The following is an 18,044-nucleotide window of genomic DNA, read 5'->3' as shown; positions in this document are numbered from 1 at the left end:
TCCTCTTTTCTATTTTTAGAAACGGACTACCCCACCCAACATGTAAGAGCGGCCTCTAGCGGTGGCATTATTTTTACCGCGCTCTTCCATAACTGCCGTTGAATTGGAGCGATTTAACGCATCAGAGTACACTTTATTGGTCAAATTATTAACATTGAACATCAAAGTCACATTTTTATTAATTTCATAATCAGCATATAGATCGATAATTGTCGGTTGTTTTTCATATTTATCCTTCAATGCATCACCATTATTATCAACCAATGATTCAACCCCAATACGCTTTGCTGGCCCCGTTACTGTAATCATTGTGCCTAATTTCAGCTTTTCATCTAATAACCGAACTCCACTGTCTAATGTCAAGTAATAATCAGGCAGTTCACTAAAATCACCCGCACTAAAATCAGCGACACTGGCTATTGAATTAGGCTGATCCCCCGTTTCTTTGGTATAAGACAATGTTGAATAAAACACACCTGCATCATAATTTGCTTGGAGTTCATAACCGCGTAAATTCACATCTCTTGGGTCGTTCATGTAGATATAGCTTTTCTGCATAAAGTCTGGAAATTCCTTATCCCAAACATCATCATTCATTAAGCACCATTCAAACTCAGCTTCAGTTCTCGGGCGGCACAACAAATAAGGCTTGCTAGTAATATAATCTTTTACTTTGGTGTGGAACCAAAGTGCTTTCAGATTAAATTGATCGCCTTCAACGATAAGGTCAGGTTTAACACTGTTAAAGCCTATTTGCCATGTCTGCGCTTTTTCGCCCTTTAAAAATGGATTCATTGAATTACCGCCATTTTGCGAGTAAAACACTTCCTGTGAATTCGGGGCGCGCATAGAATGAGCATAGCTAACAAAGGGTTGAAATTCAGGAATAATTTCAGCAGACAGCAAAATGCCTGGGTTAAAACCACCTTCACGTAAATTGATCGATGCCTCACCTTGAGGGAAACACTTCACATCATAATCGCAAGCAGGTTTAAAACCTTTCAGTTGATAGTGTGTATAGTTCAAATCAAAAGTAGCCGTATAAATATCATATTTCGCATTAAACTGCGTATACATACTGGCCAAGTCTAATGTTCCACTTGGAGAAAAGGGATTATAGATTAGCGTATCGACATCAACAGCGCTGGAAACCTCTCGTTGATATTTATTTTTCATTAACTTGGAACCAACTTTCCACTCGTAATCCATTTCACCATATGAAAAACGGCTGGTATTACTTAGGTTAATGCCATCAGAAATATTTTTAGATTCACCCTGCCGTAATGCCCAACCCAATGAGTCACCTTCAAATTTTTGATTACTCTTTCCATGATTAACAATCAATTCTGTATCAATAAGTTCATTTAATGGTGTGTATTTATATTTAATATAATAATCTTCGCTGTCTATCTTACGGCGAGTTAATTTGTTTTGATAAAAACGGCCACTAAATTCTAATTCATGGCTGTCATTAGGCTTATATTTTAATTTAGTCAGCTGTGACTGTGGTTTTTGTTTAAATGTATTATCAGTCGCAAAGTCATCGCTATCATAGCCAGCGCCATTTTTATAATTTGCTGGAATGTTATGTCCACTCACCGCAATTAAACCACCGAAATAGCCTTTATCTTCATTGATTAATGTTTTGCCCGCAACAGCCACCATACCATTATAACCAAGTCCATTATCCCCCCAGCGAGCCTTACTTCTTAAACCATATGAGTTACCTTCAAAAATAACATCTTCAATACCAATCGTTCGAAAATTAGCACTCCCTGCAAGGGCGTTAACACTATTTCCCCCGTTTAATTGCCCTTTTTCAACTTCGACTTCAACAATAAAGTTAGGGTCAATTAATGCGCCAAAATCATTATTAGGTTGCTGGCCGTGAGTATAATTACTTGGAGATATGCCATAGTAAGTTTGCGTAATGCCATCCACCATCATGTTAACGCGACCAAATCCACTTAAACCGCGAATATTAACATTTACGGTGCCTTGGCTGGCATCCATTTGGGTATAAGTTCCTGGCATGGTTCGAATAATTTTATCCAAGCCTTGAAGCTTATTTTCTGTTCCCACGGCACTAAACGCACCGGGTTTTTCTAATGCCTTCACCAACGGTGTTTGCTTCTGCGCGCCAGAGACCTTTAATTTGCTAAACTGTACTGTGTTGTCATCATTATTTTTTTGCTGTGAAGTTTCAGCCAAAGCAATACCATGAAGCCCTGTCATTAAAAGACTGGCTCCTAATAATTTTAATGTGTGATCCATCTAACTATTCCTGTAAACGCAACAATAAAAATATGCATTCACATGCTTCAAAATAGAATCTAATTATTATAAGTGCATGCATGATGATTGGGTCATAGTCAATAAACCATGACCCAACGTTTCTGCATTTATTATTATTTTAATTGTTTAATTGTGGGAAATACTGTTTTTTATCTTCCAACATTAAAATAAAACTATAATCAAGAGCGATATCATCCAATGCGTTATAACGACCAGATTTACCCCCATGGCCTGCGTTCATATTTGTTTCTAACAACAATAATGAATTGCCTTGTTTATTATCACGCAATTTTGCGACCCATTTAGCCGGCTCCCAATACTGCACTTGAGAATCATGTAAACCTGTCGTAACTAACATATGTGGATACTGCTGATTTTTAATATTGTCATAAGGGCTATAGGCCTTAATACGCCAATAATCCTCTGAATTTTCAGGATTACCCCATTCATCATATTCACCCGTTGTGAGTGGTATTGATGGATCAAGCATCGTTGTCACAACGTCAACAAAGGGTACTGATGCAACAACACCTTCATATAATTCAGGTGCAATGTTGACCACCGTTCCCATTAACAGACCACCAGCACTCCCCCCCATGGCATAGACATGTCCTGATTGACCGTAGCCTTGATTAATTAAAGCCTTCGTCACATCAACAAAATCAGTAAATGAATTCATTTTATTGACGGTTTTGCCCTGTAAATACCATTTCTTGCCTAATTCACCACCACCACGAATATGTGCAATCGCATAAACAAAGCCTCGGTCCAACAGTGATAAACGTGAAGAACTAAATGATGGATCAATACTGTACCCATAAGCGCCATACCCATAAACTAACAATGGATTTTTGCCTTGCTTAAAGAGATCTTTACGATAAACCAAAGAAACAGGCACTTTAGTTCCATCTTGAGCGGCAACCCACAAACGTTCGCTTTGATATTGTGCCTTATCAAAATTTTTGACTTCTTGCTGTTTCAATAACTGTTTTTCTTGCGTCTGCATATCGATTTCATACACAGAAGACGGTGTTGTCATGGATGAATAACCATAGCGTAACTTATTGGTGTCAGGATCAGGGTTATTATCGACCCATGCCATATAAGCCGGGTCATCAAAGCTCACATAGTTTTCTGCTTTGTTTTCCCAGTTAATTTGACGGATATTCACCAAACCATTTTGTCGCTCTTCGAGTACCAACCATTGATTGAATAACTCGAAACCTTCTAAATCAACCTCATCACGTGGAGCAATTAACGTTTCCCATTTGTCGCCGATGCCATTACTGACATACAGCCCAAACAATGGGTTTTGATGATTTGAACGTACGTAAAATTGCCCGCGAAAATGATCTGGATAATATTCCACACCAGTTTTACGTGCTTGAAACACTTTAGCTGCTTCATTCGGCTTATTTGCATCAAGCAGGCGATACTCTGAGGTTTCAGTGCTTGTAATACCAATCAGAATGTAATCTTTTGACGTTGATTTTGAAATACTCACATAATAGGTATCATCGTTTTCTTCATACATTTTGATATCTTGTGGCTGCTGAGTACCAACTTGATGACTGAAGACTTGGTATGGCAATAGTGTTTGTAGATCCTTATTCACATAAAACAATGTATTACTATCATTTGCCCAAACAATATTACCGGATGTATTGGTTAACTCATTATTTTTCCATTCTTGATTATCTAATGAACGGAAAGAAACGCCATAGTTATTACGGCCTTCTTTATCTTCTGCAATCGCAACTACTTTATTATCGGGTGAAACGGTCAATGCACCTAAACGATAGTACTCCACACCTTCAGAACGTTGATTACCATCCACCAGCAATTGCCACTCACCTTCGCTATTTACAGGTCGGCGCTCATAAATAGGATAATTTTTGCCTGCTTCAAAACGACTACGATAGGTGTAACCATTATAGTTATAAGGTACAGATTCATCGTCTTGTTTCATTCGTGACAGCAATTCATCATAAATCTGCTTTTTTAATGACTCACCCAATGATAATTGCTGTTTGCTATATGCATTTTCTTTTTCAAGATAATCAATAATTTCTGGCGATTTTCTTTGGTCATCTCTTAACCAATAATAGTTATCAACGCGGGTGTCCCCATGTGTTGTCATTGTATAGGGTTGTTTTTTGGCCTTTGGTGCTGACATCTGTTCCTCCGCAAGGCTGCTACCTGCATGTAGTCCAATAAATGTTATCAGACAAAATTTAGCGATCTGCGAGGTCGCTGGCAATAAGTTTAATCGAAAAATCATTCTGTTACCCTGATTAGCATTAGTTTTCAAGTGTAAAATCAATTGGCATGCGTACCGTGACTTTGCCATTCCTTATCATTTGTGCGGGTGGTATAGGCAAAGGCTGTGCTCTTGAAAGCACCTTTTCTGCCTCCCTATCAAGAGAGCGAGTTCCTGACTCTTTGACAAGTGAACTTTTGATGACATATCCCTGAGCATCTACATCAAACATAATGACAGGAATACCAGTACGATTGCGTCGGCGCGCATCATCAGGGTAACGTTTAAATTTGTTGAGCTTCCCAAGTACCATCGCCTGCCATTGTTTTTCTGCATCGAGGATTGCTTGTGAATCACTGTTAAAGTCTGCTGCAACTCGATCTGTCATTTTCAGTGCGGCGGCATCACTAGTTGCAGGGGCGGCACTTGAACGTGAATTATCACTTTCAACAACTTCAACCGGTTTCTTAGGCTGTTCCCTTTTCTCTTTTTTAGGAACGGGTTGGGCTTTTTTCTTTTCTGTTTTAGTAACCAGTAATTCAGCTTGCTCATTAATAGGAATGGGAGGAAGTTCCGATTCTTCAGGTGTGGCTTGCTGTGCTTTACTTGCAACAGAAACTTCTTGGATTTGCCCAATATTCACTTCTGTGACTTGTTTAGCCTCTGACTCCATCGAAAGTTCCATCACGACAGATGGCGGTGGAGTAAAATCATCCCATTGTTGTTGTGTATCGCTGCGTAAAAACAGCCAAACAACTACAAGATGTAATGCAATTGCGATAATAACGGCACCACCCATTTTTGTGCTTTGGTAGTACCCAAGTGTCATTGTACTCATTTTTATCTTATTTTTGCTGTGCCAAAATACAAATGATAATCAATTACACTTATAAATGAAAACTATTTTACTCAAAATTGGTTTAGTTATCACAATTGCATTACTAATAATTAATTATTACTCACATTAGCAGCACTTGGCGTATACCAAACGTAATCTGCGTGAAGGTTATCGATCTCATTTCCCTTTTCAGAAATGATTAGCACTTTAAATTCAGCCTCTGGCGCAAGATCTTGAATATGTAAAGGCACACCGATAGCACGTGTTGCGTGATACCCTCCAGAAAATAGCATCGCTGGCGTTGGTGCTTGTAACAATGATTTTGCCATCCGGCGGTCACGCAGTTGCTGGATCACGGTCATTTTTGCAACTTGCTCAGGTGTTAACTTTCCATCATGAGATATTTCAATCGTTTTACTGATCAACTCTTGCACGACAGGCTGAGTTGAGTAAACACCATTCAATACTGGTGGGTTTTCATACGCTTGATTGATTTCTTCGGTATTTAAATTCGCAGAAAGTAATGGATAAGGCGCTTTCAGCAAAAACTTGGTGAGTTCCCCGTACTGCGCCCACGGCCAACCTTTTTGCCATTTCAATGCTGATTGCAATTTTTCATCACGAATGTAAGGGTTACCTTGCATTTGTACTTTGACTTCATTAACGCTCGCTTGCTGATCGGGTTTAATCATTTCAAGTAGAATAGAGCCTTGCGGGCGCGTTTTAGGCATTTCTTGTGCGAGCCATTGCTCAATTTGATGATGATAGAGATTATCGTGCTTTTCACCCACAATCACCCGCGGTGACTGTGATAAATGCTCAATAAGCTGTTCAGGAGTGATGGACTGTCCTGACTGTAAATCAACAATTTGCCCTTGTCCTGTTAGTTGATTATCAAGTACTAACGGTTTTTGTTCGACCTGCTGTGCGCAACCGGCAATAAGCAACAAAGCCCCTGCGAAAAGTGAGGATTTTAGCCTCAAGGTGACTGATATCATTATCATTTCCAATGTTGGTTCAAGGTGATCCAAAATACAGATAATGAGAATTATTTTCAATTAAAAAAGCCCCAGAAAAAGTAAATTTCTGAGGCTACAGATGATTAAATAAAATTACAGTGGATGAGTTTGAGCTTCAACTACCGCTAACGCTACCATGTTAACAATACGACGAACTGACGCAATCGCTGTCAAAATATGCACTGGTTTTGCAACGCCCATCAACACAGGCCCTACAGTCACACCATCAGAGCTGGTGACGCGCAGCAAGTTATAGCTAATACGCGCTGCTTCCATGTTTGGCATAATCAGTAGGTTCGCAGCCCCTTTCAATGGGCTATCTGGCATCACATCTTTACGAATTGATTCAACTAACGCTGCGTCAGCATGCATTTCACCATCAATTTCAAGATGTGGAGCTCGCTCTTTGATAAGTGCTAATGCATCACGCATTTTTTGTGCTGAAGCGCAATCTGACGAACCAAAGCTTGAACGAGACAATAAGGCCACTTTAGGCTCAATACCAAAGCGGCGTACTGTATCAGCAGCCATTAAAGTAATATCAGCTAGCTCTTCTGGAGTTGGATCCTCATTAACATAGGTATCTGCTACGAAGGTATTCCCTGTAGGCAATAACAACGCATTCATGGCACCGGCGGTATTTACCCCTTCACGGAAACCAAACAGATTTTTAACCACATCATAATGTTCACTGTAGCTACCAATAGTACCGCAAATCATACCATCGGCCTCACCACGCAATACCATGATACCACCAATCAGCGTTGGATTGCCGATAACTGCGCGACGTGCCATTTCTTGCGAAACACCACGACGCTTCATGATTTGATAGTATTCTTGCCAATATTCTTTGAAACGCGGGTCATTTTCATTGTTGACCACTTCGAAGTCTTTACCTAGCTCAATATGTAAACCAAGTTTTTGAATACGCATTTCAATAACGCTTGGGCGTCCCACTAAAATTGGGAATGCGAGCCCTAATGAAACCAATTCTTGAGTTGCATGTAATACGCGCTCTTCTTCACCTTCAGCCAATACAATACGTTTTTTCTGTGTTTTGGCTTGAGAGAAAATAGGTTTCATAAACAAGTTTGTTTTGTAAACAAACTGGTTTAGTTTTTCAATATAAGCATCAAAATCTTTGATTGGGCGCGTAGCAACGCCAGAGTCCATCGCAGCTTTCGCAACTGCAGGGGCAATTTTTACGATCAAACGAGGGTCAAATGGCTTAGGAATGATATATTCAGGGCCAAAGAACAGATCTTGGTTGCCATAAGCAGAAGCAACTTCTTCGCTTTGTTCTGCCAGAGCCAAATCAGCAATCGCGTAAACACACGCTAATTTCATCTCTTCGTTAATGGTAGTGGCACCCACATCCAATGCACCACGGAAGATGAATGGGAAACATAGCACGTTGTTGACTTGGTTTGGATAGTCAGAACGCCCAGTACAGATGATCGCATCTGGACGAACTTCTTTCGCCAATGGCGGTAAAATTTCAGGTTCAGGGTTAGCGAGAGCCAAGATCAATGGATCTTTTGCCATCGTTTTAACCATGTCTTGCGTTAGTACACCAGGGCCTGAACAGCCGAGGAAAATATCCGCATTTGGGATCGCATCACCTAATGTTCTCGCACCATTATCTTCAATCGCATATGCCGCTTTAGTTGCATCCATTTTGTCATCACGGCCTTTATAGATGACCCCTTTAGAGTCACATACCGTAATGTTTTCATGCTTCAAGCCTAATGCCACGAGTAAGTTCATACAGGCAATAGACGCAGCACCTGCGCCAGAAACCACTAGGCGAACATGCCCAATATCTTTTTTAACAATACGTAAACCGTTAATTACCGCTGCCGTACAAATAATTGCCGTTCCATGCTGATCGTCATGGAATACAGGTATGTTCATTCTCTCGCGCAGTTTTTGCTCAATATAGAAACACTCAGGCGCTTTGATATCTTCTAAGTTAATACCACCAAAAGTTGGCTCTAAAGAAGCGATGATATCAACAAGTTTATCTGGGTCAGTTTCATCGACTTCGATGTCAAACACATCAACGCCAGAAAACTTCTTAAACAGTACCCCTTTTCCTTCCATGACGGGTTTACCCGCCAAGGCCCCAATATTACCTAACCCCAAAACAGCAGTCCCGTTTGAGATCACACCAACAAGATTCCCTTTTGCTGTATAGCGATAAGCTTTTAATGGCTCAGATGCAATTTCTAAACATGGCACAGCTACCCCTGGTGAGTATGCAAGCGCCAAATCGCGTTGAGTGGTTAGTGGTTTTGTTGGTGTTACAGTTATTTTTCCTGGATGAGGAAACTCATGAAAATCAAGAGCACTTTGTTTTAATTTATCATCCATCATCAAGTCCTTTCAAAATTAGGTAGGGTGTAAGCAATAACAGTATAAACATATCAGGCAAGCAAATCATGATCTTGCCGACAATTTCCAGAAAATTCTTTAAGTTACATCATCAAGGGATACAATTTGGCATAAACGAGCAAATGCAAACAACTCTGATGAGTGAAATTTATAATTATAAATATAGATATAATTACTTTTGACAATTTTAATTTAATTCAAAGCAAGTTATTATTTTCAAGATCTAACGCTATTCTGTTATCTATTACTTTTATTTTAATGCTAGTTATTAATACCGAAACAGTTATTAATAAAATATAAAAGAAAAATAATTTACCTATTTACATACTCTAAGTAATTTGGAGTGCAGCTAGGTATTCCGTAAAAATCTCTAGCTGCATAAATTATACTGTGGTGAGTAACAAGTGAGTGTAATCGCCTTATATTAACAACAAGTGCTGCAACTTAAAGTATGACAAATATAAAGGAAAAGCCATTATGTCCCCTAAAACAGTCATGATCATTGATGAACACCCTATTTTTCGCTATGGATTACGGCATCTTATGGGTTCAGATGAGCATTTTGTGATCGCAGCTGAAAGCTGTAATACATCTGATGCACTTAATATCGCTGATAAGTTACAGCCTGATATGATCCTTATTGATACCTGTCTTTATGGTACAAAAACCTTTGAGACCATTAGATTGCTACGCAAACGATGTATTAAGTCTTATTTACTTGTATTAACATTTTCATCAACAAAAACAGATATCTATAATTCCATTGATGCAGGTGCACAAGGGTATTTACTTAAAAATAGTGAGATTGACATGCTAATGAACAGCATGCGTAAGGCTGCTGAGGGGCATCACGTATTTAGCGAAAAGGTCTATCAGTGCTTAATCAATCGCCATCAAACTCATGACCCATTATCTTCTCTCACAAGGCGTGAGTGTGAAATATTGCATGAAATGGCGACAGGCTTAAAAAATAAAGAAATATCTAAATTACTCTTTATTTCAGAAGAAACCGTCAAAGTTCATATTCGTAACATGTTAAAAAAATTAAATGTACGCTCACGACTAGAAGCGAGTTTAATTTATATGCGTTCCAAATAATACTATTTATAAAATAAAAATAAGCAAGCTAACAAATTAACCATCATAGTGAGTTAATGATTATGTTTTATTCATATTCAGCTATAAGTTAAATTACCAATAAAAACATATTCATCCTCTTAACAAAGCGAATATCGTAAACAAAACTACTTTGTAATAGCATTATGCCTTAAATTAACTGAATTTAATCATTAGATTAATTTAGTCAATAAATAATTAGTCAATGGATAGAAAGGGTAGATCATGATTGAGTTTTCACGCATTATGTATGACTAACCGTTAGTCAGCAAAGGAAAATTTCATGTCAAACACCACTTCTACACCTTACATTATGTATGGCATTAAAAATTGTGACACCATTAAAAAGGCACGTCGCTACTTGGAAGACAATAACATTAGTTATCAGTTTCATGACTATCGTGTAGATGGTATAGATGATGCTTTATTATCAACGTTTATGGCACACCTTGGTTGGGAATCCCTCGTAAATAAAAGAGGAACCACATGGCGTAAGCTGAGCGATGAACAAAAAAAATCGGTCATTGATGATGCTAGCGCCAAAAAAGTATTACTTGCTGAGCCCGCAATGATCAAGCGCCCTGTTCTTGTTTCTGCTGATAAACGCTATCTTATCGGTTTTTCCGCTGATGAATATCAACAATTTACTCAATAAGTCGGAGCCTGATAATGGATTGCCCTGTTATACAACTCGCCCAAGACCTGATTTCTCGCCCTTCAATTAGTCCAGATGACCAAGGTTGTCAGGCACTGCTCATTGAACGCCTAAAGAAAATTGGCTTTACCGTTGAAGAAATGCCTTATGACGACACACTCAATTTCTGGGCTCATCGCGGTAACTCAGGAGAAACGTTAGCATTTGCTGGTCATACTGATGTCGTTCCTGCGGGTGATCCTGCTAAATGGAAAACACCACCTTTCACACCAACAATAATTGATCAGCATTTATACGGCCGTGGCGCCGCAGATATGAAAGGCTCTATCGCTGCAATGGTGGTTGCCGCTGAACGCTTTGTTGCTAAACACCCTAACCACAGTGGTCGCCTCGCTTTTTTAATCACATCTGATGAAGAAGCAAAAGCAACCAATGGTACCGTTAAAGTGGTTAACGCTCTTATGCAACGTAATGAACGATTGGATTATTGCTTGGTCGGCGAGCCATCCAGTCAATCTCAACTAGGCGATATAGTTAAAAATGGTCGTCGTGGTTCGATTACGGCTAATTTAACTATTTTAGGCACCCAAGGGCATGTTGCCTACCCTCAACTTGCAGACAACCCAGTACATCGTGCTACCGCATTTCTTCAAGAGCTAGTTTCAACGCAATGGGATCAAGGCAATCAATTCTTTCCTGCCACCAGTATGCAAATTGCGAATGTCCAAGCAGGAACCGGCGCTAATAATGTGATACCCGGTGAATTTTTTATTCAGTTTAACTTTCGCTTCAGCACACAACTCACTGATACCCTGATCCGTGAGCAAGTTGAAAACATGTTAGCGCGCCATCAGTTAAAATATGAGCTCGAGTGGTCACTTTCAGGGCAACCTTTTTTAACTAGTGCAGGAAAACTGGTTGATGCTACTGTTCAAGCAATTAATGAGCTAACAGGCCGTAATACTGAGCTCTCCACCAGCGGTGGAACCTCTGATGGCCGTTTCATTGCACAAATGGGCGCTCAAGTTATTGAACTAGGCCCACTCAATGCCACTATTCATAAAGTCAACGAATGTGTTAGCGTCGACGATTTACAACAATTGGCACTAATTTATGAACGAATTATGGAGCTGCTTTTACCATGATTTCAATTGAGATGTTGACAGGCCGCTCAACCGATCATCTTGTTACTCTAGGTGGCAATCATCGGCTACAATTTAATGCGACAAAAGCTTTCTTAGCGATGCAGCACTCAGCCAATAGAGCGGGTTTCAAGCTACAATCCGCCAGCGCTTTTCGTGATTTTTCACGGCAGCAGCTCATCTGGAATGAAAAATTTGCTGGTAATCGCCTCGTGCTTGATAAACACAGTCAGCCTCTAGACATCTCGTTATTAACCGAAGGTGAACTGTGCGAAGCGATCCTGCATTGGTCTGCGCTACCCGGAGCCAGCCGCCATCATTGGGGAACTGAGATCGATGTTTATGACCCATTGCGCCTTCCAGCCGATCAGTCATTGCAATTAGAGCCTTGGGAATACGAGGAAGGTGGTTATTTTGCTGAGTTAAATCAGTGGTTAACCGATAATATGGCAACTTATGATTTTTATCGCCCTTTTACTACTAAAGATGCGGGGGTTGCTTATGAACCATGGCATATCAGTTATTGGCCATTATCCCATGAAGCAGAGCAACTACTGACCCCTGATGTTGTCAGGTCTGTTCTACAACAAGAAGAGATCTTAGGTAAAACATGGTTATTAGCTAATTTAGACTATGTTTTTAACCGTTATATTAAGGTCCCTGAGTAACATGCAAAGCGCCAGTCACGGCGCTTTCACTTTACATGGTTGGCTTGTCGACCACTGGCAGACGATACATAAAAACCAATAACCAGCACAATAAAATGAATAACCCTAATTTCAACCACCAAAAGCCCACGACCCAAATCGAAATAGTGAATGTCACCAATATGACAATCATCGCTTTAGGCTTCGCACCTTTAGGTAAGCCTTTGTAGGTTTGCCAATGGCGGATATAACTACCGAACCATGAACGATACAATAACCAATGATGAAAGCGTGGAGATGAACGAGAAAAGCACCAAGCTGCTAACAATAAAAATGGCGTTGTTGGTAATACAGGCAATATCACCCCCAAAAAGGCTAATATTACAGCAAGCCACCCCATTAGAATTAAAAATCCTTTTTTTATATTCAAAATGGCTCTCCCTCTCGCTTTAAAATATGTTTAAATTATGGAATATTCGATTGGCAATAAGTCTATACTCTATATTTAAATCATAAGTTGATATCAATTGTGTCTGAAAATTGTAACTTTTTAATCACCATTCAGCCACTTTACATTAATACCCATGGAAAATAACATATGCAATGGTTAGCAGACTACTGGTGGGTGATCATACTGATTTTAATCGGTATCATCTGGAACTCGATCAAAGACATGATGAAGGTTGATCATAAAAAGTTTCTTGATAATAAACCTGAAATCCCTCCACATAAAGACAATAACCACCTTTGGGATGAAGACGACGATTGGCCTAACAACCAGAAGAAATAACCATCTTAGCGACTGTCATAGCAAGCTCAGGGCGTTGATGTTGGATCACATCTCTCACTTCGGCCCTCGCTTGCTTTAGCCATGCTTTTTGCCCCGTAAAATCACATTGTCTACAAATTTCATCCACAGAAAAATTTTCATGGAAATAAAGCGATAGCAACTTTAACTGTGTTTTATGGTCAATCAGTAAACGTTGTATCGCTGCACTGCTTGCCGCTAACGATCGGTGATAGTAAGCAAAACCGACTAATTCAAGCCAATCTGCTTCCATTAAATGTTGCTGCTGACTGATTGTTAAATTAAAAACATCAAGTTCATTACGCCAAAAAATATCTCTGGATAAATAATTTGTTGCCTTATTACATAACTCTTTGGCAGATGAAGAGACTGGCAAAATAGCCATCGCAGTGTAACAACCGCTACTCGCTTCTAAATGGCTGCCAATACGAACTAATTGATAACCTGCTCGCTGCCAAAAACACAGGAGTTCAGGAGTGAGCCCAAAACTCACTGATAAAAAATCGACGCCTTGATTTATAGCAGTTAATTTTTGTTGCTCAAGTAATTCTAGACCCACTTTTTGTCGGCGATAACTGGCTTCAACAGCAATCCGCATAACTCGTTGTGAATGCATTTCTGCCGCTTGCGGAAAATAACTATGAGCAGCAAGTGACTGTACGACTAAATTGCCTCTTGGACGACGAACACCGGCCCATATTTGCCAACTCAGCTCACTGTCTAGACCACCTTCTTCAACCATCCACAGAGCACCGATGAGATCTGTATCAGCCCTAGCAACTTTAAATTGCTGGCGACTTGCATCGAGTAAGCGACGTAAATCAAGAGGCGACGTTCGATAATGTGCACTGGTCAATAACCCATAAAAGTGCTGTAATTGCACGGGTTGGCTAATAAGTTGTTGTTGAGTCACAGATTCAATTTGCCATTGCCTATGATGATGTTCAAGCCTTTTAGGCTCTTCAAGCAATAGAGCTTGATTTATCCATGATTCAAGTGGATCATTCATCGCCCAGCGAATAGGCTCGTCTAATTCAAGTACCGCAAATTTATTCAATTGCACACAGAATTTATTGATAAAGCCCCGCCCAGTTCCTTCATAACCATCAACTGTTGTGGTAAGCAAAACGCGCGGAAAATACTCAACCAACTGGCGCAAAATATAACTAGGTATTGCAGCTGCCTCATCAATAACTAACCAATCTGCACTTATCCCACCACCGCTATTACAATAACGTAATAACTCATCGGGGGACCAAAACAGCAAGGAGTGTTCTGCATACTGTTCGAGTGTCTGTGTTGCCGCTCTTGAAGGTGCACAGCACCAACACTCCCCTTGCCAACGGTGGATCAACATACCCGCAAGGGCTGATTTTCCTCGCCCACGTGATGCGATAGCCCCCCAAACACCTGAAGTTGCAGATAGCAATTGTTCTAGTGCCTGTTGTTGTGCAGGTGTCGCTTGACCTGATGGTGGTTGCCAAGGCAAACGCTCTTCCAATAAATCAAAACAGGGTTGATCATTTTGTTGCCAAATTAAAACATTTTCCTGTAAATCAATTGTTCGCTGTAAGTGATGCACAAAATTGGGTGTTGCGATAATACCGTCTTGCTCATTCCAACGTAAACTATCGTTATCTGCTGTATCTGCCCATCGATTTTGCTCTGGGGTACAAAGGACCAATAAACTTCCTGCTTTTAACGTTCCTGTTAATATTGCTAGCGCTTCACAATGCATTCCTTCTCTTGCATCGAAAATAGCATGCAAGAATTCTCTACCCAACAAGGTATGCGCTTGGTTCGCAGTGAGTGCTTGAGCGATGGAGGGCGAAATTGTCAACCAATCACCTGATATCGATGACCGAATATCATTTAGTTTACTTTCAATCCACTGGGCTTCCCCAGATAAGACTAATAAACGTCGGTATCCAATAGCCCTCAGCTGCGCACAAATTTCAGGAAGTGAATAAACCATACAAACGTTAAGATTTACCAATTAATAATGATAAGATCCCTGCGGCAATCAATGGCCCCACCGGCACTCCACGAAACAGAGCTACACCGATGACCGTGCCAACCAATAAGCCAGCAACTGTCGAAGGCTGATGTGACATTAACGCCACGCCCCGGCTCCCTAGCCAAGAAACTAATACACCGATCACGATAGCAAGAATCGATTTCCAATTTAAGAATGACCCTAATACATCTTGTGCTGAGATTTTACCACTGGCGATCGGTGCCATAACGCCGATTGTCAGTATTAAAATCCCTATTGTCAGCCCGTATTTCTCAACCCAAGGAAAAAAGTTATTCAGTGGAGTGATACGTACGACCAGCAGAAATAACATAGCTAATGTTACCGTCATGTTATGACTGATGATCCCAAGGCCAGCCAAAACCAATAAAATAATCAAAGTTGGGTCAACTTGACTCATACAACGTTTCCTGTAATACAAACTACAATTAATAAAAAGACGATTAATGTTATTCACTCACATTACAAGAAGCAAATTAATAACGCTTTTATTAAATAATTCATTATGTTCCAACAGTAATATTTTTAACTCAATACATGACACAACGTGACGTTGTCACCAAAAATAATCAAGCGATCGCCTTTAAAATTGATTTTGAGCGGAAAATGTATTGCAACTATTCATGTCGCCAGTATCAAAACCTGTTTTAAACCAATGATAGCGTTGTTGCGAAGTACCATGAGTAAAGCTATCAGGGATCACGCGGCCTTGGCTTTGTTGCTGCAACCTATCGTCACCAATGGCTTGCGCTGCATTAAGAGCAGATTGCAGATCACCATCATCCAAAATACCTTCTTTATTCATATTATGACCCCAAACCCCAGCAAAACAGTCGGCTTGAAGTTCTAATTTCACTGACAATTTATTTGCTTCTTTTTCACTCATACCCTGCTGTAATTTTCTCACTTGCTGCTCTATACCTAATAAGTGTTGGACATGATGTCCAATTTCATGCGCAACAACATAACCTTGAGCAAACTCACCTCCAGCACCGAGCTTCGTTTTCATATCGTTATAAAATGAAAGATCAATATAGACTTTGCTATCTGCAGGGCAATAAAACGGTCCCATAAAGGCTTGACCTTGACCGCAAGCTGTTGATGTGCCGTTGCGATAAATAACCAATTTAGGTTGTTGGTACTGTTTACCGAGTTGTTTAAATTCTGATTGCCACACGTCTTCTGTTGAAGCAAGCATCACTGAAGTAAAATCAGCCAACTGCGCTTCTTGCGTACTAACAGCCTTTTGCTGAGTTTGCTGCGAAGAGGTATTCCCTATTGGTTCTCCAGTCAGTAAACCTGTGAGGTCTACACCATAATAGCCAGCCACCATAATAACAATTAAGATAACTATGCCACTTTTCCCACGCAAAGGAATACGCATCCTACTGCCATTTCCTCCAAAACCTGTTGATGAACTTTGGGATCTTCTATCTTCAATGTTGTCGCTTCGACGACGGTTTTGCCAGCGCATAGTCACCTCTCTTATAAATAGATATACAGTTAAATCGCAGTTTAAACCCAAAACCTGCATTCTGAATTTAATTATTTTTATTTGTATACATGATAGCCTTTAATGATGACCCCACATTTTCTTCCATGCCATAACAAAACTAACTATTTTGTGGCTAATGATTTACCACCCAACAAAAGCAAGCTGTACCATATTCATATCATATATATTTTAGGGTTATCCACATGAATGCACACCAATTTTCTGGCTCCTCCAATGCTTGTTATTTATCTCCGCGCCTACATCCCGAAGAAAATGTCATACCTGCGCTACATCAATTCATTGTTTAAATAATTTAAAGGTAACTTTTATTGCCAAATGCGTGAGAAGTTTAACTAAAGTTAGTTTACCCTTTGCCGAGTGAGAAAAAACAAAACAATTGATTAGCAAATATGAAATAGTTTCATTGATGCCTACCGGTTAACTCGTTTTAAATCTTGGCTAGCCGCACAAAAAGAGACAACTTGCACGATTTTAGCAAATCCGCTGTAAACCTTCGTCCAATGCGGGCGAAGTGATAAGGCGAAAGGCCCTCCATAGATAAACTGGACTATCTTTTTATGTAATACCCCTTATACTTAATGTCATAATTAATAATGAGTATTATTATCCATGCTAAGAGAACAACTCACACTACCTGGTAATGCAGATAAATTATTACTGCATTCCTGCTGCGCTCCCTGCTCCGGTGAAGTGATGGAAGCATTACAAGCATCTGGCATTAATTACACCATTTTCTTTTACAACCCAAATATTCATCCCAAAAGGGAATATTTGATCCGCAAAGAAGAAAACATTCGCTTTGCCAAGAAACACAATATCCCTTTTGTCGATGCCGATTATGATACCGATAATTGGTTTGAGCGCGCCAAAGGCATGGAGCAAGAGCCAGAACGCGGTATTCGTTGTACCATGTGTTTTGATATGCGTTTTGAACGCACTGCACTTTATGCCGCTGAAAATGGCTTTTCGGTTATTTCTAGCTCACTGGGAATTTCGCGCTGGAAAAATATGCAACAGATTAATGATTGTGGTGCTAGAGCTGCGGCGCCATACCCAGGTATCGTGTATTGGGACTATAATTGGCGCAAAAAAGGCGGCTCTGCGCGTATGATTGAAATCAGCAAACGCGAACGATTTTACCAGCAAGAATATTGTGGTTGCATCTATTCACTGAGAGATACCAACAAACACCGCAAATCTCAAGGCCGTGATCTGATTAAAATTGGTGTTCAATATTATATTCCATAACTACAGCCATAACTTATTATCTCTATAAAGCTATCTATTTTCTGATAGCTTTATTTCTTAAACACATTTAC

The 18,044-nt window shown here is 40.0% G+C and carries 15 protein-coding genes; 6 read left to right on the top strand and 9 right to left on the bottom strand.

Translation table 11 applies throughout. The annotated features are described in order from the left end of the window. Window positions 1-15: 15 nt before the first annotated feature. The 5 genes from AC3Z9T_RS03010 to maeB all read right to left on the bottom strand — a co-directional run bounded on the left by AC3Z9T_RS03010 (window position 16) and on the right by maeB (window position 8,785). Window positions 16-2,274: a TonB-dependent receptor domain-containing protein gene (locus tag AC3Z9T_RS03010; protein WP_490124713.1), complete on the bottom strand. Its 2,259-nt coding sequence runs from the start codon at window positions 2,272-2,274 to the stop codon at window positions 16-18. A 139-nt stretch (window positions 2,275-2,413) separates the two neighbouring features. Further along, window positions 2,414-4,576: a S9 family peptidase gene (locus tag AC3Z9T_RS03005; protein ID WP_490124712.1), complete on the bottom strand. Its 2,163-nt coding sequence runs from the start codon at window positions 4,574-4,576 to the stop codon at window positions 2,414-2,416. Window positions 4,577-4,595: 19 nt separating this feature from the next. Further along, window positions 4,596-5,393 (bottom strand): energy transducer TonB, encoded by a 798-nt coding sequence (locus AC3Z9T_RS03000; RefSeq protein WP_490124711.1) that lies wholly within the window; start codon window positions 5,391-5,393, stop codon window positions 4,596-4,598. Window positions 5,394-5,503: 110 nt separating this feature from the next. After that, window positions 5,504-6,391 (bottom strand): ChaN family lipoprotein, encoded by an 888-nt coding sequence (locus AC3Z9T_RS02995; protein WP_490124710.1) that lies wholly within the window; start codon window positions 6,389-6,391, stop codon window positions 5,504-5,506. Between the two features lie 114 nt (window positions 6,392-6,505). After that, window positions 6,506-8,785: an NADP-dependent oxaloacetate-decarboxylating malate dehydrogenase gene (gene maeB / locus AC3Z9T_RS02990; protein WP_490125133.1), complete on the bottom strand. Its 2,280-nt coding sequence runs from the start codon at window positions 8,783-8,785 to the stop codon at window positions 6,506-6,508. 498 nt (window positions 8,786-9,283) lie between these two features. Here maeB and AC3Z9T_RS02985 point away from each other — a divergent pair, with 498 nt between their 5' ends. The 4 genes from AC3Z9T_RS02985 (at window position 9,284) to AC3Z9T_RS02970 (ending at window position 12,387) form a co-directional block, all read left to right on the top strand. Further along, window positions 9,284-9,904: a LuxR C-terminal-related transcriptional regulator gene (locus tag AC3Z9T_RS02985; RefSeq protein ID WP_490124709.1), complete on the top strand. Its 621-nt coding sequence runs from the start codon at window positions 9,284-9,286 to the stop codon at window positions 9,902-9,904. 301 nt (window positions 9,905-10,205) lie between these two features. Further along, window positions 10,206-10,577: an ArsC family reductase gene (locus AC3Z9T_RS02980; RefSeq protein ID WP_490124708.1), complete on the top strand. Its 372-nt coding sequence runs from the start codon at window positions 10,206-10,208 to the stop codon at window positions 10,575-10,577. Between the two features lie 14 nt (window positions 10,578-10,591). Next, complete coding sequence (gene dapE / locus AC3Z9T_RS02975) at window positions 10,592-11,722, top strand: succinyl-diaminopimelate desuccinylase (RefSeq protein WP_490124707.1); 1,131 nt, start codon at window positions 10,592-10,594, stop codon at window positions 11,720-11,722. Next, window positions 11,719-12,387: a M15 family metallopeptidase gene (locus AC3Z9T_RS02970; RefSeq protein WP_490124706.1), complete on the top strand. Its 669-nt coding sequence runs from the start codon at window positions 11,719-11,721 to the stop codon at window positions 12,385-12,387. The genes dapE and AC3Z9T_RS02970 overlap by 4 nt, the downstream gene beginning before the upstream one ends. A 31-nt stretch (window positions 12,388-12,418) precedes the next feature. Here AC3Z9T_RS02970 and AC3Z9T_RS02965 read toward each other — a convergent pair whose 3' ends face one another. Then, window positions 12,419-12,790, bottom strand: a complete 372-nt coding sequence (locus tag AC3Z9T_RS02965) for a DUF454 family protein (protein ID WP_490125132.1) — start codon at window positions 12,788-12,790, stop codon at window positions 12,419-12,421. 174 nt (window positions 12,791-12,964) lie between these two features. On the opposite strand from AC3Z9T_RS02965, the gene AC3Z9T_RS02960 reads away from it, so the two are divergent. Then, the gene (locus AC3Z9T_RS02960) at window positions 12,965-13,156 is read left to right on the top strand and encodes a YpfN family protein (RefSeq protein ID WP_490124705.1); all 192 of its coding nucleotides are present in this window, start codon (window positions 12,965-12,967) and stop codon (window positions 13,154-13,156) included. Here the strand turns inward: AC3Z9T_RS02960 and AC3Z9T_RS02955 are convergent. The 3 genes from AC3Z9T_RS02955 to ypfJ form a co-directional block, all read right to left on the bottom strand. Next, window positions 13,137-15,149, bottom strand: coding sequence for a tRNA(Met) cytidine acetyltransferase TmcA (locus AC3Z9T_RS02955; protein ID WP_490124704.1), 2,013 nt, complete (start codon window positions 15,147-15,149; stop codon window positions 13,137-13,139). The genes AC3Z9T_RS02960 and AC3Z9T_RS02955 overlap by 20 nt on opposite strands. A gap of 7 nt (window positions 15,150-15,156) precedes the next feature. Then, complete coding sequence (locus tag AC3Z9T_RS02950; protein WP_490124703.1) at window positions 15,157-15,609, bottom strand: DUF441 domain-containing protein; 453 nt, start codon at window positions 15,607-15,609, stop codon at window positions 15,157-15,159. A gap of 183 nt (window positions 15,610-15,792) precedes the next feature. After that, entirely contained in the window at window positions 15,793-16,683 is an 891-nt protein-coding gene (ypfJ, locus tag AC3Z9T_RS02945) for a KPN_02809 family neutral zinc metallopeptidase (RefSeq protein WP_490124702.1), read from the bottom strand. A 651-nt stretch (window positions 16,684-17,334) separates the two neighbouring features. Here ypfJ and AC3Z9T_RS02940 point away from each other — a divergent pair. Then, a complete protein-coding gene (locus AC3Z9T_RS02940) occupies window positions 17,335-17,973 on the top strand; it encodes an epoxyqueuosine reductase QueH (RefSeq protein WP_490124701.1) in 639 nt (212 codons plus the stop codon). The last annotated feature ends 71 nt before the right edge of the window (window positions 17,974-18,044 follow it).

Source organism: Providencia sp. 6390, from assembly GCF_058148425.1.
Note: the sequence above shows the minus strand (reverse complement) of the source record. Positions and strands in the feature narration are given on the sequence as shown.

Bases quoted from the DNA above. Each gene is read 5' to 3' on its own strand.
- maeB (WP_490125133.1), bottom strand. From the start codon at position 8,785: ATGGATGATAAATTAAAACAAAGTGCTCTTGATTTTCATGAGTTTCCT.
- dapE (WP_490124707.1), top strand. From the start codon at position 10,592: ATGGATTGCCCTGTTATACAACTCGCCCAAGACCTGATTTCTCGCCCT.
- ypfJ (WP_490124702.1), bottom strand. From the start codon at position 16,683: ATGCGCTGGCAAAACCGTCGTCGAAGCGACAACATTGAAGATAGAAGA.
- AC3Z9T_RS03000 (WP_490124711.1), bottom strand. From the start codon at position 5,393: ATGAGTACAATGACACTTGGGTACTACCAAAGCACAAAAATGGGTGGT.
- AC3Z9T_RS02980 (WP_490124708.1), top strand. From the start codon at position 10,206: ATGTCAAACACCACTTCTACACCTTACATTATGTATGGCATTAAAAAT.
- AC3Z9T_RS03005 (WP_490124712.1), bottom strand. From the start codon at position 4,576: ATGATTTTTCGATTAAACTTATTGCCAGCGACCTCGCAGATCGCTAAA.
- AC3Z9T_RS02940 (WP_490124701.1), top strand. From the start codon at position 17,335: ATGCTAAGAGAACAACTCACACTACCTGGTAATGCAGATAAATTATTA.
- AC3Z9T_RS02970 (WP_490124706.1), top strand. From the start codon at position 11,719: ATGATTTCAATTGAGATGTTGACAGGCCGCTCAACCGATCATCTTGTT.
- AC3Z9T_RS02950 (WP_490124703.1), bottom strand. From the start codon at position 15,609: ATGAGTCAAGTTGACCCAACTTTGATTATTTTATTGGTTTTGGCTGGC.
- AC3Z9T_RS02960 (WP_490124705.1), top strand. From the start codon at position 12,965: ATGCAATGGTTAGCAGACTACTGGTGGGTGATCATACTGATTTTAATC.
- AC3Z9T_RS02985 (WP_490124709.1), top strand. From the start codon at position 9,284: ATGTCCCCTAAAACAGTCATGATCATTGATGAACACCCTATTTTTCGC.
- AC3Z9T_RS02995 (WP_490124710.1), bottom strand. From the start codon at position 6,391: ATGATATCAGTCACCTTGAGGCTAAAATCCTCACTTTTCGCAGGGGCT.
- AC3Z9T_RS03010 (WP_490124713.1), bottom strand. From the start codon at position 2,274: ATGGATCACACATTAAAATTATTAGGAGCCAGTCTTTTAATGACAGGG.
- AC3Z9T_RS02955 (WP_490124704.1), bottom strand. From the start codon at position 15,149: ATGGTTTATTCACTTCCTGAAATTTGTGCGCAGCTGAGGGCTATTGGA.